This window comes from Gilliamella sp. B2772 (assembly GCF_026536985.1).
Taxonomy (GTDB): Bacteria; Pseudomonadota; Gammaproteobacteria; order Enterobacterales; family Orbaceae; genus Gilliamella; species Gilliamella apicola_E.
This window is the reverse complement of record NZ_JAFNNB010000001.1, coordinates 732,503-755,048: the sequence shown is the minus strand read 5'-3', so window position 1 is coordinate 755,048 and position 22,546 is coordinate 732,503. Positions and strand designations below refer to the sequence as shown.

The window sequence follows — 22,546 nt, the reverse complement described above, 5'->3', positions numbered from 1 at the left end:
GATTAATTTATATTTTGTATTAATTATTCAATTGGATAGACTGAATACCGCTTAGAGAGGGTGGGCGTATATATATTAATTAAATTTGCTGAAGGTGCTTCGCCTTTTGCCAAGCATAATGCCAGTTCCGCAGCTTGTTCAGCCATTGTATGAAGTGGGTAACGGATGGTGGTTAATTTTGGATGTAAATAGCGCGCAAGTAGCAAATCATCAAATCCAATAATGGAAATTTCTGCTGGAATTTTTATGTCGTTATCATATAACACAGACATTGCACCAGCGGCCATTGAGTCGTTATAACAGGCAATTGCGGTAATTTCTCGATTACGTTCCAATAGTGACATCATTGCTTGTTCTCCTCCTTCTTCATTAGGTGAGGAGAAGGCAATAAAGTTTTCATTAACATCAATATTGTGTTCAATTAATGCATCTTTATAGCCTTGTAACCGATCGGACGAGTCAGAAATTTCATGGTTAGAGCATAAATATCCAATTTTAGTATGTCCATGCTGGATTAAATGTTTTACAGCTAAATATGAACCATAACGGTCATCTAGAGCAATACAACGCTTTTCAAAACCTTTCAATAGCCGATTGATTAATACCATCCCTGGCACTTGCTCCATTAATTTTATCAATCTGCTATCGGGTAACATTTTTGCATGAACAACTAGTGATGAGCAGCGATGCTCTATTAAGTGAGTTATTGCATTATATTCTTGTTGTTCATTATGGTAACCATTACCAATTAGCAAAAAATGTCCTGTTTTGGATGCAACTCTTTCTACCGTGCTAACCATAGCACCAAAAAATGGATCGGATACGTCAGCCACAACAATTCCAATAGTATTAGAGTTTTGTTGTGATAATGCACGAGCATTAGCATCAGGATAATAACTTAATTTTTCCATGGCTTTTTTTACGGTTTCGCGTGTGGTATCACTAACGTTTTCGGCGTTGTTAATCACTCGCGAGACTGTCGCAACAGAAACTTTAGCTAAATGTGCAACATCTTTTATTGTCGCCATAAAAAAAACCTTTTAAATTATTACCGTAACTTTTTTAAAGTTTATTATTAGTTTTGTGTTGGTATCAAGTTAAGTAGAACTGTTAATAACTAAGCCAAAAATGATTCATAATGAAGTTATGAAATATTACAGAATACGTTCTTACTTATCTTAAATAGTTGATACAGATATCTGCTCACTTTTATGACTTAATGTATGATAATAAAGCAAAATTTTGGCTTTGCCAACAAAGCATTGACGCCTGAATCGTTTCAGTTGTAATTTATTAATAAGGGGAATGATTAATTGACTAAATTCCCCTCAAATTAGTTAAATTTTAACCAGTTCGTACTATTTTGCCGTAACTTTTATTAACATTGCGGTAGCAGGATCGAGTACAGGTAATGGTAAGCCGATATTCATTAACCAATCTCCTGACAGTGTGGTATCGGTTGTCATCCATTTTGGAAATGATTTCATGGCGTGACCATTTACTTTCGGATCAATGTGATCAGGTAGATCTAGAATTTCGATTTTGTATTGCTTATCAGCTAATAATCCAACTAAGCGTAAGTTACCACTTAATGCATAAGTCGGTAATGCCAATTGCGCTATAATAAATGCTGCTTCTTTTTTATCCTGACTGACCACACCATAGCTTTGCATAGCTGCGCTATCATCAACATCTAAACGAACACTATTACCACTATGCAATAATGGGCGTAGCTGTTTATGTAAACGGATATAATGTGTAAAACCTTTTTGTTCTTCTGCCGATTCTTTCACGGGATCGAGCTCAACACCCATATGTCCAAATAATGCTGTTAAACCTCGTAAATTCATATCTAATTCACGATAGGTGGTGTGACAAGTTTTGCCGCCGATATGAGCACCCATTACCTCAGGTGGGAAGAAGTAGCTCATACCTCGTTGTATGATTTGTCTATCTAATGCATCATTCGAATCTGAGGCCCAAAAACGTTGAGTACGTTTTAACACTTCAAAATCTATACGACCACCACCAGAAGAACATGATTCAATTTCAACATTAGGATATTTTTCTTGCAGAATATCCATTAAACGATAAACCGCATTAGTTTGTCCAACTACAGCTGGGTGACCTTCGTGGCCTGCCTGAACAATTTCTCTATTCATATCCCATTTAATATAGTCAATATCATAACTACCGAGTAGCCAATTTAATCTTTCGAGTAGATAATCAAATACCGCTGGATTTTGTAAATCAAGTAAGTATTGATGACGGCCTTCAGGTTGATTGTAGCCAGGTAATTCAAGTAACCAATCAGGATGTGCTCGATAAAGATCAGAGTTTTTACTGATCATTTCTGGCTCAACCCAGATACCAAATTCCATTCCTTGTTTTTTTACATGTTTGATAACTGGTTCAAGTCCTTTTGGATATTTGCGTTTATCTAAATACCAATCGCCTAATGCTTGATAATCATCATCACGTTTGCCAAACCAACCATCATCAATGATAAAACGTTCAACACCCAGTTGTGCTGCTTTTGTCGCCATTTTCATGATGTAATCTGGGTTGTGATCGAAGAAGATTCCTTCCCAAGTATTAAGATGGACAGGACGAGGTTTATCGTTTGCGAAATGAATAATATTTTGGCGTAAAAATTGATGGAAATGCTGGCTCATCTTATTTAAGCCTTCATTACTATAGGTTGCATAAAGCCAAGGAGTACTTAAAGTTTCACCTTTAGCTAATGATATTTCTCCAGCAAGATAAAGCGCTTCGGCTTGGATGAAGCGCTTACCATTACTTTTCACTGCAACTTGGATACGATGATTACCACTCCAACCTAAATGGATACCCCAAACTTCACCAGTTTGTTCTTTAAATCCATCGGTACCAACTACCATACCCGGAAAGTATTCGTGTGAAGTACGACCACGGCGGTTTTCTTGCAGGTATCCACAATGTTCGATTTTTGTTCTGTGAGGGAAGAACTCCTTAATCCAACGACCACTAAATGCCATTAATTCTTGTGCACGTTCAGGAATTGGTAATGTTACAGATAAACGGTTGACTTGATATGGTTCTTTACCTAGATTAGTCAGACTATTTTGACATTGTAATACACCGGTTTCATCTAAAATCAGCTTACTAGTCAAACGAAGTTTTGCAATACTATCTTCACTAATTATAGTTATATCATTTTTTTTCTTGGTTACTTTTTTGGTAACAAAAACTGGTGACCAATCTTTACCATTTCGATGACCTTCTAGTCCTGGAGTGCTAAAGTTTCCTACTCCTTCCTCAGGACAAAGGGTGAACGGGACATCGATATCAATACGTGAATTGGGTACAGCAGGTATAAGCATATCGATATCATCAAGATTTACGTTTTGTAATCGTTTACCAAAATAGCATAGTTCAGCATAAGGTTGGGTGCGTAAGATAATATCTATATCGCGGGTTCTAAGATGGCAATTCATATTCTCTCCAAAGGTTAATCACTTTTCCGATATAGAATAATAATAATTTTCATTAATTAATATGATTAATTTTTAATTTTGTGATTAAGATCTCAATTAATGTAATCGTTTCCATTTTGTTTTTCTAAAATGGTTAATTAAGCAATTTTTATTGCAAATGGTTGTGCGAAAAGGCAGTATTTTGTGTTATTATGATTTTTAATCATGGGTGAAATTTTAAAATATTATGAAAAATATTATTACTTTATTTTCTTTAATTACGCTGGTTTTTAGTGTTGAAGCAGCAGATAAATATGTGACTGAAAATGTTGATATTTATCTTCGCCGCGGTCCAGGTTCTCAATATGCCTATACGAATGCAGTTAAAGCAGGGGAAAAAGTTGCAGAACTAGAGAAAAGCGCTGACGGTAAATACACCCGGATACAACTTCCTAACGGTAGCTCGGCTTGGATTGAATCAAATAAACTAAAAGATCAACCTAGCCTTAAAGTACTTGTCCCAACGTTAGAGTCAAAACTTGCGGAATATAAAGATAAGGTTGATAACGCAGAGCAGTATAGACAAAATGCTATCAATGATTATTCCGAAAAATTAAAACAAGCCGAACAAACAATTGAAAGCCTACAAGCTAGAAATAAAGAATTAGAACAAATCAATAAATCACAAGACACTAAACTTGAATCAATGCTAAATCAAGTTGATGACAAGCGACGAGACCTTATTGTTACTTGGTTTACTTATGGTGGCTTAGTAGCTGGTGGTGGATTCCTATTAGGTTTAATTTTGCCAGCTATTATGCCGGGGCGCCGCAAAAAAGATCGCTGGATGCGCTAAATGAGCAAATTCTATCTTGTTGGCGGTTCTGTTCGAGATAGATTATTACATCTTCCTCTTGTTGATCGAGATTGGGTTGTAGTTGGTTCTACACCCGATGAGCTTTTAGCTCTAGGTTATCAACAAGTTGGTAAAGACTTCCCTGTCTTTTTACATCCCATAACTAAAGAAGAATATGCCTTAGCTCGAACCGAGCGAAAATCGGGTAAAGGCTATACTGGATTTATTTGTGACTTTAGTAAGGATATTACCTTAGAGCAAGATCTTATCCGCCGAGACCTGACTATTAATGCTATTGCCATGGATGAAGATGGTAATCTTGTCGATCCTTATCATGGTATTGATGATATCAAACTTAAATTATTGCGTCATGTTTCCCCTGCGTTTAGAGAAGATCCTTTACGAGTGTTACGAGTTGCTAGATTTGCTGCTCGTTATTATCATTTAGGTTTTAGAATCGCATCTGAAACTCAAAAGTTAATGGAAGAGATGGTTTTAGCTGGTGAAATAAATACTCTAACTCCAGAGCGTGTTTGGAAAGAGACCGAGAAGGCATTAGCAAGTTCCGATCCACAAGTTTATTTTCAAGTGTTAAAACAATGTGGTGCTTTGGCGATATTATTTCCATCATTAACTCTTTCTTATACTGTTGCAGATGCATTAAAGAAATCAACTTTATTAACCGATGATTTAACGGTTCGTTTTGCAGTATTATTTGGTGAATTAACAACTGAAGCAGAAAAACTTTGTTCACAAATTAAAGCACCAAATCAATATACAAAATTAGCGATAATGGTGCAGCAATACCGTCTTAAAGTTGAAAACGTGACACAATTAACAGCTGAACAAATTATTGATTTATTCAATCGAATAGATGTTTGGCGTAATACTCATCATCTTAATCAATTAATTATTGCTAGCCAATCTTATGCTAAAACAGAATCATTTCCACAAGCAAAGTACCTAGAAAGGGCATATAAATTAGCTCATGGCGTCAATGTTCAAAATATTATTGCTGAAGGTTATAAAGGAAAGTTGATTCAAGATGAGTTACAAAAAAGGCGAATTGAAGCGTTATTAAACGGTATTTGATTGCATCTTAATCAATTGTCACTTTTTTTCAAAATATCTAAAAAAAAGGGTTGACGATTTGCCGTAACACAAGCATAATGCGCCTCGCAGTGTTGGTTATGACGTTGCGAATGAAATGGCTACGTAGCTCAGTTGGTTAGAGCACATCACTCATAATGATGGGGTCACAGGTTCGAATCCCGTCGTAGCCACCATTAAGATTAAGTTATACTTTAACCGAAAGTATATTATGCGGGTGTGGCGAAATTGGTAGACGCACCAGATTTAGGTTCTGGCGCCGCGAGGCGTGGGGGTTCAAGTCCCTTCACCCGCACCATTTAATCTTAATATCTATCCTTTATTGGGGTATAGCCAAGCGGTAAGGCAGCGGGTTTTGATCCCGCCACGCCCAGGTTCGAATCCTGGTACCCCAGCCATTCCAATCTGCAAATTTTGATATCTATTAGCTAATCTGTTTTGCTTTTTACATTCTTAGTTATTCCTTTTCACGGGTATGGCGGAATTGGTAGACGCGCTAGATTCAGATTCTAGTTCCGAAAGGTGTGCGAGTTCAAATCTCACTACCCGTACCAGATATCTTTTCTCCTTTATAATTGGGGTATAGCCAAGCGGTAAGGCAGCGGGTTTTGATCCCGCCATGCCCAGGTTCGAATCCTGGTACCCCAGCCATTAAGACCTAACTTAATACTTTAGTTTGCTGTCGAGAAATGAATTAATGTGCAGTCAAACTTAAAAGTAATAATCATCGCACTTTAATCTACAAGCGCAATGATTAGAACAATTATTATTTAAGTACACAGACGAAATTTAATTCATTATTTTTGGGTTGCCACTCAATCGCTCCTATAGTTGTACCAACAGTATATTGGTTGGTAGCATCTCGTTCATCAGATGTCCAATATAGATGACCTTTAGGAAAATGGTTACCTGGGTAGGTGTGGTGATAAAGTTTTCCTTCGTTTGTTACATTACCCCATTCTCCTAGAAGGCTATTACCAATCCTACGATAATAGTGATTAGTTGTAATAGCCAAACAGTTATCAGAATTATTATCTGACTTACATGGACCATTGGTTATAAGGTTTTGGTCGCTATTGGTCAAATCCTCAATAGTAGGAACAACATATTTACCATTGCAAACACTTGCGCTTTGGTTGTAATGGTAAACATCTTGGCTTGGCGATGTGAACCATTTCTTAATCGTAAACGTGTATATATCTTCGCCATCAGATTTTATGGTAAAGGTAGGATTTACATCCGTTGCTTCACCTGTCAATTTTACTTGAAGCCCTGTATTAATTAGATGACTATCTATATCACCAACGGTAATTTGGTTTATTTCTATATTCACGCCTTTTGAACTATTTGATGATGTTATCGTCGATAAATCAAATGGTGCTCCAGCTATAAACATAAGGAATCGGGCTTGATCAAATCCCGTTGTTGGAAACCCACCAGAACTTACTTTATTGACGAAACCAGAATCAATAACGTGTTGATTAGCATCCCCCCAAGTTAAATAGACCCAATCACCAGTATAATCCCGATTTTCGAAGAGGAATGAATGCACAATTGATGGACGATTGGCACAAACAGTTGGTTTGATTGCATTGTAAATCAAAAAATCTTTTTTAGCTTCGGGATAAACTTTATAATTTGGAACACCATATTGCGTTACTAAAGCAATAGAGCCTGAAATTCTAATATAAGGGCTCCAACCTAATCTTGCCAACTCACAAAAAGTTCTGTTTCTATCTGATTCAAGTAATAAATAGGATTTATTATCATAGCGATAGAACCAGTCTATTTTAAATCCCCCATCGGGTGGGGTTATTTGAGTTATACTGTCTCCATCATCATCAGCAACCAATTGACTGTCAACCGGATTAGACATGGAAAAAGGTATCATTGTACCATCAAGACCATAATTAGATTTTAACGATGTCAATAATTGATTTGGAGTGGTGGCATTGGGATCAACTTGAGGGAAATTGATATTTTTTAGTTGACGATTTAGGTCATCGATTCCTGTAAAAACCTGAGATTGGAATTTTATCCCAAAATATTGGAAGTTTTGTTGATCATACTCTCGGGAACCATTAACACCAACCGCATCAGGATCGATAAAATATGGGCGATTGCCATTAATAGATTGTGCTGTGACTGCTACCAGTGCAAAAGCTAAATTACTCATTAAAAATATCGAACTTGTTAATAAAACTATAAACCTTATTGAAAATTGAGAAAACTTTTTAAATTTAAATCCTTTCAATAACATCATGTTACCTTACCTTATTATTCTTAAATTTAATAGAAAGATACAATCATTACGTTTCAATTAAGTTGATACTTATTTCAATGTTAAAAATGTGGGAAAATTAATTTATTGATAAAGATATTTTTTATTACTGACATGTAAAAATTGAATAAAAACTATCCATGCGGGAAAAAGAGTTTTACGCATGGACAGCCTTGAAAAAATGATTATCTATATAAATTTACATAAACAGTTTGCGCTGTTTCAGCACGGTTATTAGATATTTCTTTTACATAGTAGAAGTGTGCATCGTTAGCGATAGCATATTTTTGTGCTGCTGCGCTAACTTCGCTGGTATTATTAAATGTTCCATGGAAAACGATTGTTTTATATGGCTTCATGATTTTGAATGCTTCGCTAGTAATTTCATAAGCATCTTGACCTGCGATTGCTTTAGAAATGATAAAGTCACGAACTGGCGCCTCTTTTTTGTATAATGCAACATCAACATCTTGTTCACGATTTTTTACATCATCAGCAATAATTGAGTAAACATAAAACGCATAGGCATCTTTTTCAGAAGCGATTTTACTCGCTGCATCTAAAATTTCAGAAGTGTTATTATAATCGCCTTTAAATTTTACGACTGCAAATGGTAAATAATAAAGGGCTTTTGAACGAGGATAAAGCACAACACCGTTGTGAGTAACTTCTTCTTTGCTTACCGCTATAGGTGCATTTGATTTATAAACATCGGCATAAACAATTGCACGATCAGTTGATGTGCCTGTAGAAGGTTGTTCAATACCAGTTATATGATAATATTTAGCACCAACTTCGTCCGCAGCTTTTGATATATCATCTGCTGCATTTTGTGCTTGTAAGTAGCTACCGGTTACAGAGACTTCTTTGAAGGGTATTAAATTATTACTTTCTTCTGCTGTTAATGGTAAAGCCGCATAAATATTGGCAATAGGTAGAGATAATAGTAAAGCTAATGCAATAGATGATTTATTATAACGTTTCATAATAATGTCCTTTGTATTTATGTTATAAAAATAAAAAAACAATCTGTAACGCTTATTCTATGAGGGTATTGCATGAGAGTATGAAAACGAAAAACGCTCTCGGGATCTATCTTTTACTAATTCTTTCAAACAGCTAGATAAAACAATGTGGAAATTGTGGAAAAGAAAAATAACCGTTAAATAGTATATATCAATTAGAATATTTGTGTAGGTATCACTTTAAATTTTTGTAAAGAATATATTTTTAAGCATTTTATGCTAAAGAAATATTACGATATTAAAAATAGTATTTTTGTAATAAATCATCATATTACAGCTAAGCATTTATATTTATGGTGCTAATAAAACAATTAATTATCTGTGCAGTTAATCCCCAAATGACATAATCACCATACTGATAAAAGTGTACATCATGTTGCGATTTCTTTTGCCAATTTGCTGTGCGATTTGGAACTAATTCAAAAGGGAAATTATCATCAGGTTTAAAGCCAACAAACATAGTTGCTTTTTTGGGGGAATGCTCAATAAACCATTCTAATGGAACCGTAAAAACCGACTCAACTTCATCATGATTAATTTGTAAATTATCCAATTTATCTACATGCTCAATTTTTGCAACAAAAGGATAAATTATCATGCCTAATGAGGCATAAAATTTAGGTAATTGTCCTAATAGGGTAATTTGATCAAGCGTAATACCCAACTCCTCGAAAGTTTCACGTTTGGCGGTATATTCAGGGCTGATATCCGATAACTCAACTCGTCCTCCAGGAAAACAAATATCCCCTGGTTGCCATTTAAGTTTTTTTGAACGTACCTGAAAAAGCAGGTGCAATTGGTTTTCAATAGTGATAATAGGGATTAACACGGCAGCTTTATTCATGAATTGAAATTGGTTTTTGGTATTTTTCAAAGATTGTGATATTTTTTCTAGGGTGATCATAATATTTATTTCATTTATTTGTAAATTTACATTCTTTTTACGCTATAATAGAAAATTATTGGAGAAATTGTTCGTCAATAGTACATCTGTTTCACCTGAATAATGCTATGCAATACGATATAAATAATATAAAAAAAGAACTTGATGATCTTGCAATACTAAAACACGAACGTGCTCAAAGTGGTATGTCTCTGGAATTTCAGCGTGTCTTTTCATTATTGCCAGTTCTTTTTCATTTTAACCATCCCAATCTGCCAGGTTATGCGGGCGAAGAGACTCCATTAGGTATTGCGTATTATCAACCATCCAATGAAATTGTTGAACAGTTAAAAAATGAGTTCAATTTCAGTGAGGTAAATAAAAAAAATCACGCCAATATTTCAGCATTATATTCAATGGGTAGCACATGTTCCATCGGGCAATCTACCTCATCAGATCTTGATATATGGATCTGTATCGAAAATAGTTTATCTGATGTTAAAAAGCAAGCATTAATAAAGAAGTGCAGATTAATAGAAACTTGGGCTAAAGATCTTGGCATTAAACTTACTTTATTTGTTGTTGACGTCGATCGGTTTATTAACCAACATCATGAATGTCTAATGGGTGAAAACTGTGGATCTGCACAGCACATATTACTACTCGAAGAATTTTACCGTTCAGCCAACCTTTTAGCAGGTAAACGTCTGTTATGGTTTGCGATTCCTTCTGATTTTACAGTCAATGACGTCACTTATCCAACCTATGAAAAATGTGTCCAGGCATTAGTTGTATCGAATATCATCAAACGCGAAGAATGGATTGATTTTGGACCTTTGACGGGTTTATCTGCTGAAGAGTACTTTGGTGCAAGTTTATGGCAACTGTATAAAAGTATCGATTCACCATTCAAAGCAGTATTAAAAACATTATTACTTGAAGCTTATTCTTCGATCTATCCAAAAAATAGGCCTATCGCGTTTGATATGCGGGAATTAATTCAAAAAGGAGAAATCCATTCCCATCACTATCTTGATTCATACTCGATGTTATTGGATAGGATCTCAAACTATTTAACAAAGATTAGAGATTTTCAACGACTGGAATTAGTTAGACATTGCTTTTATTTAAAAGTGAATGAAAAATTGTCACAAAAAGCAAATTCATCGTCATGGCGACGTGACATATTAAATGAATTTGTACAAAATTGGGGGTGGCAACAATCATTATTGGAAAAATTAGATGCTAGTAAAACTTGGAAAATAGAACAAGTTCGTGAAATACACGAAATATTACTACATACTATGATGACGGGTTATCGAAATTTGCTCAATTTTGGCCGTCGTAACAATTTAGATTCATTGATTAGCCCACAAGATCTAGCAATACTGACTCGCAAATTATATGCCTCTTTTGAAGTTCTTCCTGGTAAAATCTCTACATTAAAATTGAATATTTCTGATAATTTACAGGAAGATGTTTTAACTTTTATCCATGTTAAAGAAGACCGGATTAACCGAGCTGGTTGGTATGTTTATAACCAAAAACCTAAACTCAATTCGATTGTTGGACATCAATATCTAGAATATAGTAAATACTTAGTCAAATTAGTTGGTTGGTGTTACTTTAATGGTTTGATTTCAGATTCAACTCAATTTTACTATTATGATGGTGATGACCGTGATAACAAAAAAATCACCAAACTGATTGAAGATCTGAAAAATTACTTTCCAATTGATGTTCCAACAGCAACAGAAGAACAATTATATGGTCCGTGTGAAATACGCCATTTAGCAATCATATTGAATTTAGAAAACGATCCAACGGTTAATTTAAAGTTAGAAGATGAAATCAGCACTAATGTTCTAAACTATGGTAAGCAAGAATTAAGTTTGGTTAGCTCAATTGATTTGCTTTATCGTAATTCATGGAATGAAATTCGGGTCTTGCATTTTAGTGGTACTTTGTGCGTGCTAGAAGCTATAAAAGCTTTACTCAATCGTATGCACAAAGATGCTGATTTACCCAATTCGGTCGAAATCTTTTGTTATAGTAACCAGCTAAGTAATGAAATTAAAAATCAAATGAAAAGGCTGATGTACAATTGTGTTGATTTGAGATTATCGACAACTAAAAATAATTCAACACAAGTTAAGCCATTGAGAATTGATGGGGCGTCTTGGTATCTATTCTTCGAACGGTTTGGCGTGTCATTCCATCAATTTGAAAGTGCTATTGATTTTTATGGTGCAGTATCAAACAACAAAGTTCAAGGTAGACCGCTAAATATTTTAGATGAAAGTAATGAATTACCTAAAGAGATAGATAGCGTCGCTTATGAAGGTATTATTCAATTCTTTTTTGAAGATACCGCAAATGGATTTGATTTATACATTTTAAACGAGCATAATCAGATCGAAATTTACCGTAATTGTAACGGTACCAAAGAGAACATGGTTAAGGATATTAATGATTTTTATGTATTATCTGATGACCGCTTTACGTTTACCACCAGTAGCTCTGTTAATTTTAATTTACCGCAATTTTACCAAATTACATACAACGATGCTGGTGAACGCGAAATCTTCTTACTTAATTAATTTTGTTCAAAAAGTATATTAAAAAAAGTTGAGGAACGTACTTTTTTAGTATGCAACATGATAAAAAATAAAAGAATTAGCAATGAAAATGAAATTTCAATTAAAATAATGGGAACTTTTTTTAAATTTATGAATCTAACTGTTAGAGTGCACAATTTTGGGCCACACTAATAGTGATAATATAATGAGGGATGGCCTTTAATGGGGGAGCAAATAACAGACCAAGTTTTAGTAGATCGCGTTTTAAACGGAGATAAAAATGCGTTTAATTTACTTGTGGTACGTTATCAAAATAAGCTAGCTCATTTGGTATCACGTTATGTTTTACCTTCTGAAATACCTGATGTTGTGCAAGAAACTTTTATTAAAGCTTATCGTTCATTAAGCTCTTTTAAAGGTGAAAGTATTTTTTATACTTGGTTGTATCGAATCGCGGTTAATACTGCAAAGAATTACTTAACTTCGCAAGGCAGACGACCACCATCTTCGGATATTGATGCAAGTGAAGCGGAAAGTTACGAAGGTGCAGACTCATTAAGAGATGTCGATAACCCTGAAAGTTTAGTTCTTTCTAAAGAAGTTGAAAGAGTAGTATTTGAAGCAATTGAAGCATTACCTGATGATTTAAGAACCGCCATCACACTACGTGAAATTGATGGATTAAGTTATGAGGAAATAGCTGAAATTATGGGTACACCAGTCGGAACTGTGAGATCACGTATTTTTAGAGCACGTGATGCTATTGATGAAAAAATAAAACCATTAATTAGTTAGTGGTTTGAACAAATTAAAATAGGTAGCAAGAAATTAAGGTATCTACTATGCAAATAGAACAGAAGCAGCAACTTTCATTATTGATGGATGGTGAGTTTACAGACGATAACTTTGTTGATGTCGTTAGCCATGATGAAAGTTTGCAATCCTGCTGGCATCGCTATCATATCGCAAGAGAAGCAATGCGAGGAGAATTGCACGGTAGTTCATTAACATTAGATATTAGCAATCAAGTTGCTATGGCGATTGCGGATGATGATTTATACCCACAATTAACAGAGCAACCTTCTCAAGATGAAATTTCAATTCCTAAAGCTGAAAATCTATTTTGGGTGCGAATTAAAGATGTTGTGGCTAAAGTTAGCCAAGTTGGACTTGCTGCTTGTGTTACATTAGCAATTATTGCTGGTGTTCAATATCATCAAGGTCAATCGGACGATGCCAGTGGTGCTCCAACGCTTAATACTGTTCCTATGGGTGTTAATGTAGCTCCTGTTGGTGGAATACAACATAATGACAAGCAATTACTTGAAAAAAGACAATACGATAAAATTAGATTGCTCGTTCAAGATTATGAATTACAAAAAAGGTTAAATGCCCGTTAAATAAAAATGAATTTTCTATTTTCTTTAATAAAAATAAAGCTAAAACAGAGTAATAATTTTATTATTACTCTGTTTTTTATATTGTTTTCTGCCTCAACCATGGCAACAGAAACAAATGAAGCGTTAAATTTATTAAATAAAATGAGTAAAGCGGTGCAAATCAATGATTATCAAATTCATTTTGTATCACAAGATAGAGAACAATTTGGCTCAACTTTTGAATATAATCACTTAGGCGCAGCTAAAAAAGAAAATATTAATGCGCAATTGCTTTATCTTGAAGGTCCAGCAAAAGAGATTATCTTGCATAACAACACCACCAGTTATTTTCAACCTGATAGCCCTTCATTTTCGATTGCTAGTTCTCGCATAACAGAGGCATTTCCTGATGTAATTTATAATGACTTTAATTCAATAGCGAATATTTATGATTTTATTTTATTAGGTAAAACTAGAACGGCAAATCGTGGTGCTCAATTAGTTAAAATAATTGCAAAAGACAAAGATCGCTATAGCTATGTTATATGGATCGATGATGAGACTTTCTTACCATTACGAATAGACTTAATTGATGATGATAATGACATTGTTAATCAATTGAAAGTTGTTGATATCGATGTTGATTTCGATGTTAAAAAATTCAAAAATTATATTGATAATCGAACTTACCCAATTTTATTATCAATCGAAAAACAGAATAATTTACTTGATGCTTGGCGCTTAGCATGGTTGCCAAAAGGATTTAAAGAAATAGCGGCGTATAATGTCAATTTTTATAGTTCTGATATTGCAACTAAATTGTTTTCTGATGGCGTATTTTCTTTTACAGTAAATGTCTCTTTAGAGCAAGCAAGTCAACCTAATCAACTTATTCAGCAGGGCGGAAGAACAATATTCTCAACCAATCTGGGTAACAAAAATATTATTATTATTGGTAATTTACCTGAAGGGACAATTGAAAGAATTGCCCAAAATATTGTTGAGAAATCGCCGTAAACCTCTCGATAACACTATGCTTACTGACCATTAATGTGTAGAATGTTTGCTTCTATTTTCGTGATTATTTGACTTGTTATTTATAGCCAATAACACTAACGATAATTAACAGTACATAACTAAAATATAACTTATTGATATGAATAAAAATATCCGCAATTTTTCAATTATTGCTCATATTGACCATGGTAAATCAACGCTTTCTGATCGTATTATCCAAATCTGTGGAGGACTTTCTGATCGTGAAATGGAAGCTCAAGTTTTAGACTCAATGGATCTGGAACGTGAACGTGGTATTACAATTAAAGCACAAAGTGTTACTTTAGATTATCATGCTAAAGATGGCCAAACATATCAGCTAAACTTCATCGATACACCAGGACATGTGGATTTTTCATATGAAGTTTCTCGTTCACTTGCTGCATGTGAAGGTGCATTACTTGTTGTTGATGCAGGGCAAGGTGTTGAAGCGCAAACTCTTGCAAACTGTTATACAGCACTTGATATGGACCTTGAGGTTGTACCAGTACTTAATAAAATCGACTTACCGGCAGCCGAACCAGAAAGAGTGGCAGAAGAGATTGAAGACATTGTTGGTATTGATGCTAGCAATGCAGTAAGATGCTCGGCTAAAACCGGAGTAGGTGTGGTTGATGTGCTTGAACAACTCGTTCATGATATCCCTGCGCCAGAAGGTGATTCGAATGCACCACTACAAGCACTAATTATTGATTCATGGTTTGATAACTATTTAGGTGTTGTATCACTAATTCGTATCAAGAATGGTGAGTTAAATAAAGGTGATAAAATCAAAGTTATGAGCACAGGAATGACTTATAATGTTGATCGCCTAGGGATCTTTACTCCAAAACAAATAGATAAAGACTGCTTGCATTGTGGTGAAGTAGGTTGGGTTGTTTGTGCAATCAAAGATATATTAGGAGCACCTGTAGGGGACACGTTAACTTTAGCAAAATCTCCAGCAGACAAGCCACTACCAGGATTTAAAAAAGTTAAACCTCAAGTATATGCAGGATTATTTCCAACCAGTTCTGATGATTACGAAGCATTCCGTGATGCATTAGGAAAACTAAGCCTTAACGATGCCTCGCTTTTTTATGAACCTGAAAATTCTGGTGCGTTAGGATTTGGTTTCCGTTGTGGTTTCCTTGGCTTATTGCATATGGAAATCATTCAAGAACGATTAGAAAGAGAGTATAATCTTGATTTAATCACTACTGCACCAACAGTAGTTTATGAGGTTTTGACTACTCAAAATGAAATTATCTATGTTGATAGCCCTGCAAAATTACCTGCAGTGAATAACATTCAAGAACTTCGTGAACCTATAGCTGAATGTAACATATTAGTTCCACAAACGTATTTAGGTAATGTAATTACTCTATGTGTTGAAAAGCGCGGTGTACAAACCAATATGGTTTATCATGGTAATCAAGTTGCATTAACTTACGAAATTCCAATGACTGAAGTTGTTTTAGATTTCTTCGACAAACTGAAATCAACTTCACGCGGTTATGCCTCATTAGATTACAGTTTCAAGCGTTTCCAAGTTGCTGACATGGTTAGGCTTGATGTATTAATTAATGGTGAGCGTGTTGATGCATTAGCACTCATTACCCATAAAGACAATGCACCATACCGTGGGCGTGAACTAGTCGAAAAGATGAAAGATCTTATTCCGCGTCAGCAATTTGATATCGCGATTCAAGCTGCAATTGGCAACCACGTCATAGCTCGTTCAACAGTTAAACAACTTCGTAAAAATGTTTTAGCTAAATGCTATGGTGGTGATGTAAGTCGTAAGAAAAAACTTTTACAAAAACAAAAAGAAGGTAAAAAGCGCATGAAACAAGTAGGTAATGTAGAATTACCGCAAGAAGCGTTTTTAGCTATTCTACATGTTGGTAAAGATTAATCAGTTAAAGAGGATAAAAAATGGCTAACTTATTCGCCATCATATTAACAATAGCAACATTCATTACTGCGATCTTTTGGTTTTTAGAGAAGTACCGATGGAAACCTGCTAGACAACGTAAAGTTGAAGAGATTCGTAAGCAAGCTAATGGTGAAATTGATGGTAAAATTTTGGCAGAAGTTGGAAAACCTAAAGGCTGGATTGAAAATTTAGCATCGTTTTTCCCTGTTCTTTTTGTGGTTTTTGTTATTCGATCATTTATATATGAACCATTTCAAATTCCTTCAGGGTCAATGATGCAAACACTATTAGTTGGTGATTTTATTGCTGTTCAAAAGTTTTCATATGGATTACGTGATCCGATCACCAATACTGTCTTAATTTCAACTGGCCACCCAAAACGCGGTGAAATTGCGGTTTTCAAACACCCCGATGGATCAAATAGAGATATTATTAAACGCGTTGTAGGTTTACCTGGCGATAAAATTGTCTATTTGTCTAATGAAAAGAAAATTCTCATTTATCCAGCTTGCCAATCAACCGATAATAATTGTGTTGGTCAGCGTTCTGAACCATTAGATTTACATTATACTCAACCCCAAGCAAGTAATTGGAAAGAAGTGAACGAAATGGGGAAAAACCCAGACTTCTATACAATAGAACAATATAAAGATAAGGGTATTGTTGATTCTAACTCTAGAATTACATTAGATATGAAAATTCAACAAGAAACCTTAGGTGAAATTACTCACGATGTTCTAACAACGCCTGGAAAAATGGAAGATACAAGTTATTTTTATCATCAAAATGGTCAACCGATCGGAACATGGGTTGTTCCACAAGATAACTATTTTATGATGGGTGATAACCGTGATAACAGCGGTGACAGTCGATATTTTGGCTTTGTTCCGGAAAAAAACTTTGTTGGTCGAGCTACAACTATTTGGATCAGTTTTGAAAAACAACCTGACCAATGGCCAACAGGAATTCGTTTTAGCCGTATAGGTGGAATCCACTAACTGTGATGAAAAATTTGAATCAACTACAACAAGCTATTGGATATCAGTTTAATAACACATCTTTACTTCAGTTAGCACTAACTCATCGTAGTGCTAATAAAATGCATAATGAACGCCTTGAATTTTTAGGTGATTCGATATTAAGTTTTGTCATTGCTGATGAACTTTATCATCGATTTCTCAAGCAAGATGAGGGTGATCTTAGTCAAATGCGAGCAAGTTTAGTATGTGGACAGACACTTGCTGAAATGGGAAAAGAATTCAAATTAGGTGATTACCTAATTTTAGGTCAAGGTGAATTAAAAAGTGGTGGTTTTCGCCGTGAATCCATTATCTCTGATGCAGTAGAAGCTATCATTGGCGCTATTTATCTAGATAGTGAAATTGAAAACATTCGCCGCATAATTTTATCTTGGTATCAAAAACGCTTAGATGAAATTCAACCTGGTATTAAGCAAAAAGATGCTAAGACACGTTTACAAGAATATTTGCAAGGTATACGACATGAAAGACCATGTTATTTAATTCTTGAAGTTACTGGCGACAATCATGAGCAAGAGTTCTTAATTCAATGTAAAATTGAAAACGATGATCACCAATACTTAGGGCGAGGTTTAAGCCGTCGCAAGGCTGAACAAGCCGCAGCTCAAGAAGCATTAAACCAATTAGGAATAAAATGACAGAATCAAAACAACATTGTGGATTTGTTGCCATAGTTGGAAGACCAAATGTCGGCAAATCAACACTATTAAACCAACTACTTGGTCAAAAAGTATCAATCACCTCACGTAAAGCGCAAACAACGCGTCACCGTATTGTCGGAATTGATACCCAAGGCGATGATCAAATTATCTATATTGATACACCCGGTTTACATATTGAAGAAAAAAGAGCGATTAATCGCTTAATGAATCGTGCCGCTAGCAGTTCAATTGGTGATGTTGAATTAGTTATTTTTGTCGTGGAAGGAACCCACTGGACTGAAGATGACGAAATGGTTGCAGGCAAACTCAAAGATTGCAAGGCACCTATACTGTTAGTTATCAACAAAATTGATAATGTAACAGATAAAACCCAACTGTTACCACATATCCAAGAAATTAGTCAAAAAATTAACTTTTTAGATGTTGTGCCAATTAGTGCAGAAAAAGGTGAAGGGATTGACATCATCAAAGATATTGTCAAAAAACATTTACCCGTTGGTGAACACCACTTTCCTGAAGATTATATCACTGACCGATCACAACGATTTATGGCTTCAGAAATCATCCGAGAAAAACTAATGCGTTTTTTAGGTGATGAATTACCTTACTCGGTTACGGTTGAAATTGAACAATTTAAAGTTGATGAACGTACTGGCATGTACCGCATTAATGGCTTAATCCTAGTTGAACGCGATGGACAAAAGAAAATGGTCATTGGCAACAAAGGTGAAAAAATCAAAAAAATCGGTATCGAAGCCCGTAAAGACATGCAATTTTTCTTTGATAATAAAGTACATTTAGAATTATGGGTTAAAGTCAAAGCTGGTTGGGCTGATGATGAGCGTGCGCTACGTAGTTTAGGTTATAGTGACGATTAATTTTTTATATATAGTTTAAAAAATTGAAAATAAGGTATCTATAGATACCTTATTTTTTTGATAAAAATATATAGGCATCAAACTAATCCTCAGAATAGTCAGAATCTCACCTAAAAATTAATAAACATACCTAAACAAACAACAATAATTTCATGTTTACAATAAATAGATATTTTTATGCGTTAGTTATGTTGATCATTGTCATAAACAAACTGAATTGGTCTATGTCCTCAAAAATATCGCAATAGCACTCGAGAACAAAATGAAAGAAAAATCCAAAGTGCCAATTCGCTTTACTTTTATGACAAGCTAAATAACCATATCATTGAATAAATACAAATTATTAGGTAATTATTTTTTCAGAAAGTTAATACTAAACATCGCTCCTCGTTTTATATATAATAGCCGCTCACAGACTTGGATTTAGAATATCAATTTCGGAGCTTTTTCATGCAGCAGTTTCGTCCTATCCGTCGTGCTTTACTCAGTGTTTCTGATAAAACAGGAATCATTGAATTTGCTAAAGCTTTATCTGAACGTAATATTGAACTCCTTTCTACTGGTGGCACCGCCAAACTTTTAATCGACAACCACATTCCTGTTACCGAAGTATCGAATTATACGGGATTCCCTGAAATGATGGATGGTCGAGTCAAAACGTTACATCCTAAAATACATGGTGGCATTTTAGGGCGTCGAGGGATTGATGACGAAGTGATGCAACAACATCAGATCGCACCGATTGATATGGTGGTTGTCAACTTATATCCTTTCGCGAAAACGGTAGCTGACCCAAATTGTAGTTTAGAAGATGCGATAGAAAACATTGATATTGGCGGACCAACTATGGTGCGATCTGCAGCTAAAAATAATAAAGATGTCGCCATTGTTGTTGATTGTCAGGACTATAGCACAATCATTGATATGTTAGATAAACAGCAAAATTGCCTCTCTTTCAAGTATCGATTTAGCTTAGCAATAAAAGCATTTGAACATACTGCTCAATATGACGGTATGATCGCTAACTATTTTGGTAAACTTGTACCTCCATATTATGGCGATACTGAAAAGCCTGCTGGTGAATTCCCTCGCACTTTAAATCTACAATTTGTTAAAAAACAAGATATGCGATATGGCGAAAACTCACATCAACATGCAGCTTTTTATGTTGAAGAACATCTTGAGCCAGGTTCTATTGCTACTGCCAAACAAATACAAGGTAAAGAGCTATCTTATAACAATATTGCCGATACCGATGCTGCATTAGAATGTGTAAAATCATTTGATGAACCAGCTTGTGTAATAGTTAAACACGCTAACCCATGTGGTGTTGCGGTGAGTGATAACATCTTAAATGCCTATCTTAATGCTTTTAAAACCGACCCAACTTCTGCCTTTGGGGGCATTATTGCTTTTAATCGTCCATTAGATGCTAAAACAGCCCAAACTATTGTTGATAAACAATTTGTTGAAGTAATCATTGCACCATCGGTTGATCAAAATGCTTTGGCCATTACACAAACGAAAAAAAATGTTCGAGTATTAGAATGTGGCGAATGGCCAACGAGCACAAAAGCCAGTTTAGATTTAAAACGCGTCAATGGCGGATTACTTGTACAAGATCGTGATTTAGGTATGGTAACCAAAGACCAATTAACGGTAGTTACCAAACGACAACCGACTGAAAAAGAGTTATCTGATGCACTATTCTGTTGGAAAGTGGCAAAATTTGTGAAATCTAATGCTATTGTTTATGCTAAAGATAAGATGACTATTGGCATTGGTGCAGGGCAAATGAGTCGTGTTTATTCGGCCAAAATTGCTGGAATAAAAGCACAAGATGAGAATCTAGAAGTTGCTGGTTCAGTTGTAGCTTCTGATGCATTCTTCCCGTTTAGAGATGGTGTTGATGCCGCGGCTGCGGTTGGTGTCACCTGTGTTATTCAGCCGGGTGGTTCAATTCGTGATGACGAAGTAATTCAAGCCGCTAATGAGCATAATATTGCCATGATCTTCACCAATATGCGTCATTTTAGGCATTAATTATAAAAGTATTGAAAGGACCTTGTATGAAAGTATTAGTCATTGGTAATGGTGGGCGCGAACATGCTTTAGCTTGGAAAGCAGCACAATCGCCATTAGTTTCTAAAGTGTTTGTTGCACCAGGTAATGCAGGTACCGCACTTGAGCCAAATTTAGAAAATATCAACATCAAAGCAACAGATATTGCTGGTCTACTCAACTTTGCTCAAGAGCAACAAATAGACTTAACTATTGTTGGACCAGAAGCGCCATTAGTGATTGGTATTGTCGATAGTTTTCAAAAAGCTGGATTAACTATCTTTGGCCCATCAAAAGCGGCTGCTCAGCTAGAAGGATCAAAAGCTTTCACTAAAGATTTTTTAGCTCGACATAACATCCCAACTGCTGAATACCAAAACTTCACAGAAATTGAGCCAGCCATTGCTTATATTCGTCAAAAAGGCGCACCAATTGTGATTAAAGCTGATGGCTTAGCGGCAGGAAAGGGCGTGATTGTTGCCATGACACAAAAGGAAGCCGAAGAGGCAGTACACGATATGTTAGCGGGAAATGCCTTTGGTGATGCTGGTCATCGAGTCGTCATTGAAGAGTTTCTTGATGGCGAGGAAGCCAGTTTTATCGTCATGGTCGATGGTAAACATGTTGAACCAATGGCAACCAGCCAAGATCATAAACGTGTTGGTGATGGTGACACAGGTTTGAATACGGGGGGAATGGGTGCTTACTCTCCAGCACCAGTAGTAACCGATGATGTGTTCAATAAAGTTATGGAAGAAATCATTTACCCAACCGTCAATGGCATGGCAAAAGAAGGCAATGTATATGTTGGTTTTCTTTATGCCGGATTAATGATTGATAAACAAGGAAATCCTAAAGTAATCGAATTCAATTGTCGATTTGGCGATCCTGAAACTCAACCAATCATGATGCGAATGCAATCTGACCTAGTTGAGCTCTGCTTGGCTGCCACAAAGGGTGAACTAAATACTGTAAAATCAAAATGGGATATAAGGCCTGCTTTAGGTGTAGTTCTTGCTGCTGGCGGATATCCAGGCGATTACAACACCAAAGATGTTATATTAGGTCTACCTACTGAAACAGATACTAATTGCAAAATCTTCCATGCCGGCACCTGTTTAGAAAACGGTCAAGTCTATACCAATGGTGGGCGAGTGCTATGTGTTACAGCTTTAGGCGATAGTGTTTCAGACGCTCAAAAACGTGCGTATGAACAAATTAAAAGTATCTATTGGCATGGTTGTTACTATCGTCATGATATTGGCTATCGAGCTATTGAACGCGAAAAAAATAAATAAATTTCACAAAAATAGCGCTGCATAGCGCTATTTTTTTATCCACTATTAAGTCAAAAAAAGTTGAG

General features: G+C 35.4%; 17 protein-coding genes and 5 tRNA genes. 17 read left to right on the top strand and 5 right to left on the bottom strand.

Annotation, left to right across the window (positions count from 1 at the left end):
* Positions 1-23: 23 nt before the first annotated feature.
* Positions 24-1,028, bottom strand: a complete 1,005-nt coding sequence (locus tag J3T98_RS03610) for a substrate-binding domain-containing protein (RefSeq protein WP_065562192.1) — start codon at positions 1,026-1,028, stop codon at positions 24-26.
* 330 nt (positions 1,029-1,358) lie between these two features.
* The gene (locus J3T98_RS03605) at positions 1,359-3,476 is read right to left on the bottom strand and encodes an alpha-galactosidase (protein ID WP_267331245.1); all 2,118 of its coding nucleotides are present in this window, start codon (positions 3,474-3,476) and stop codon (positions 1,359-1,361) included.
* A gap of 226 nt (positions 3,477-3,702) precedes the next feature.
* Here J3T98_RS03605 and J3T98_RS03600 point away from each other — a divergent pair, with 226 nt between their 5' ends.
* The 7 genes from J3T98_RS03600 (at position 3,703) to J3T98_RS03570 (ending at position 6,072) form a co-directional block, all read left to right on the top strand.
* On the top strand, positions 3,703-4,311 hold the full coding sequence (locus J3T98_RS03600) for a TIGR04211 family SH3 domain-containing protein (protein ID WP_065562190.1): 609 nt from the start codon (positions 3,703-3,705) through the stop codon (positions 4,309-4,311).
* Entirely contained in the window at positions 4,312-5,403 is a 1,092-nt protein-coding gene (locus J3T98_RS03595) for a multifunctional CCA tRNA nucleotidyl transferase/2'3'-cyclic phosphodiesterase/2'nucleotidase/phosphatase (protein WP_324123925.1), read from the top strand.
* A gap of 117 nt (positions 5,404-5,520) precedes the next feature.
* A tRNA-Met gene (locus tag J3T98_RS03590) sits at positions 5,521-5,597 on the top strand.
* A 37-nt stretch (positions 5,598-5,634) separates the two neighbouring features.
* Positions 5,635-5,719: transfer RNA gene (locus tag J3T98_RS03585), tRNA-Leu, on the top strand.
* Between the two features lie 25 nt (positions 5,720-5,744).
* Positions 5,745-5,819 (top strand) — tRNA-Gln (locus tag J3T98_RS03580).
* Between the two features lie 71 nt (positions 5,820-5,890).
* Positions 5,891-5,975: transfer RNA gene (locus tag J3T98_RS03575), tRNA-Leu, on the top strand.
* Positions 5,976-5,997: 22 nt separating this feature from the next.
* Positions 5,998-6,072, top strand: a tRNA-Gln gene (locus J3T98_RS03570).
* A 115-nt stretch (positions 6,073-6,187) separates the two neighbouring features.
* On the opposite strand, the gene J3T98_RS03565 is transcribed toward J3T98_RS03570, so the two are convergent.
* The 3 genes from J3T98_RS03565 to J3T98_RS03555 all read right to left on the bottom strand — a co-directional run bounded on the left by J3T98_RS03565 (position 6,188) and on the right by J3T98_RS03555 (position 9,631).
* Positions 6,188-7,597 (bottom strand): hypothetical protein, encoded by a 1,410-nt coding sequence (locus J3T98_RS03565; RefSeq protein ID WP_141673907.1) that lies wholly within the window; start codon positions 7,595-7,597, stop codon positions 6,188-6,190.
* A 290-nt stretch (positions 7,598-7,887) separates the two neighbouring features.
* Positions 7,888-8,688 (bottom strand): YdgH/BhsA/McbA-like domain containing protein, encoded by an 801-nt coding sequence (locus tag J3T98_RS03560; protein ID WP_065562187.1) that lies wholly within the window; start codon positions 8,686-8,688, stop codon positions 7,888-7,890.
* Positions 8,689-9,004: 316 nt separating this feature from the next.
* Positions 9,005-9,631: an NUDIX hydrolase gene (locus J3T98_RS03555; RefSeq protein ID WP_065562186.1), complete on the bottom strand. Its 627-nt coding sequence runs from the start codon at positions 9,629-9,631 to the stop codon at positions 9,005-9,007.
* Positions 9,632-9,738: 107 nt separating this feature from the next.
* Here J3T98_RS03555 and J3T98_RS03550 point away from each other — a divergent pair, with 107 nt between their 5' ends.
* From J3T98_RS03550 to purD, 10 genes are all read left to right on the top strand, one after another.
* The gene (locus J3T98_RS03550; protein ID WP_267362169.1) at positions 9,739-12,210 is read left to right on the top strand and encodes a class I adenylate cyclase; all 2,472 of its coding nucleotides are present in this window, start codon (positions 9,739-9,741) and stop codon (positions 12,208-12,210) included.
* 201 nt (positions 12,211-12,411) lie between these two features.
* Positions 12,412-12,984, top strand: coding sequence for an RNA polymerase sigma factor RpoE (rpoE, locus tag J3T98_RS03545; RefSeq protein ID WP_065562184.1), 573 nt, complete (start codon positions 12,412-12,414; stop codon positions 12,982-12,984).
* 47 nt (positions 12,985-13,031) lie between these two features.
* Positions 13,032-13,589 carry an RseA family anti-sigma factor gene (locus J3T98_RS03540; RefSeq protein WP_065562183.1) on the top strand — a complete coding sequence of 186 codons (558 nt, stop codon included), beginning with the start codon at positions 13,032-13,034 and terminating at the stop codon, positions 13,587-13,589.
* A 99-nt stretch (positions 13,590-13,688) separates the two neighbouring features.
* The gene (locus J3T98_RS03535; protein WP_220225034.1) at positions 13,689-14,585 is read left to right on the top strand and encodes a MucB/RseB C-terminal domain-containing protein; all 897 of its coding nucleotides are present in this window, start codon (positions 13,689-13,691) and stop codon (positions 14,583-14,585) included.
* Positions 14,586-14,724: 139 nt separating this feature from the next.
* Positions 14,725-16,521, top strand: coding sequence for a translation elongation factor 4 (gene lepA, locus J3T98_RS03530; protein WP_065562181.1), 1,797 nt, complete (start codon positions 14,725-14,727; stop codon positions 16,519-16,521).
* A 20-nt stretch (positions 16,522-16,541) separates the two neighbouring features.
* Positions 16,542-17,540, top strand: coding sequence for a signal peptidase I (lepB, locus tag J3T98_RS03525; RefSeq protein ID WP_267362168.1), 999 nt, complete (start codon positions 16,542-16,544; stop codon positions 17,538-17,540).
* Between the two features lie 2 nt (positions 17,541-17,542).
* Complete coding sequence (gene rnc, locus J3T98_RS03520; RefSeq protein WP_416380601.1) at positions 17,543-18,220, top strand: ribonuclease III; 678 nt, start codon at positions 17,543-17,545, stop codon at positions 18,218-18,220.
* Positions 18,217-19,122, top strand: coding sequence for a GTPase Era (gene era, locus J3T98_RS03515; protein ID WP_324123924.1), 906 nt, complete (start codon positions 18,217-18,219; stop codon positions 19,120-19,122). Before rnc ends, era begins: the two co-directional genes overlap by 4 nt.
* A 450-nt stretch (positions 19,123-19,572) precedes the next feature.
* Positions 19,573-21,165, top strand: coding sequence for a bifunctional phosphoribosylaminoimidazolecarboxamide formyltransferase/IMP cyclohydrolase (gene purH, locus J3T98_RS03510; RefSeq protein WP_267362166.1), 1,593 nt, complete (start codon positions 19,573-19,575; stop codon positions 21,163-21,165).
* Positions 21,166-21,191: 26 nt separating this feature from the next.
* On the top strand, positions 21,192-22,481 hold the full coding sequence (purD, locus tag J3T98_RS03505; RefSeq protein ID WP_065562173.1) for a phosphoribosylamine--glycine ligase: 1,290 nt from the start codon (positions 21,192-21,194) through the stop codon (positions 22,479-22,481).
* Positions 22,482-22,546: the final 65 nt, after the last annotated feature.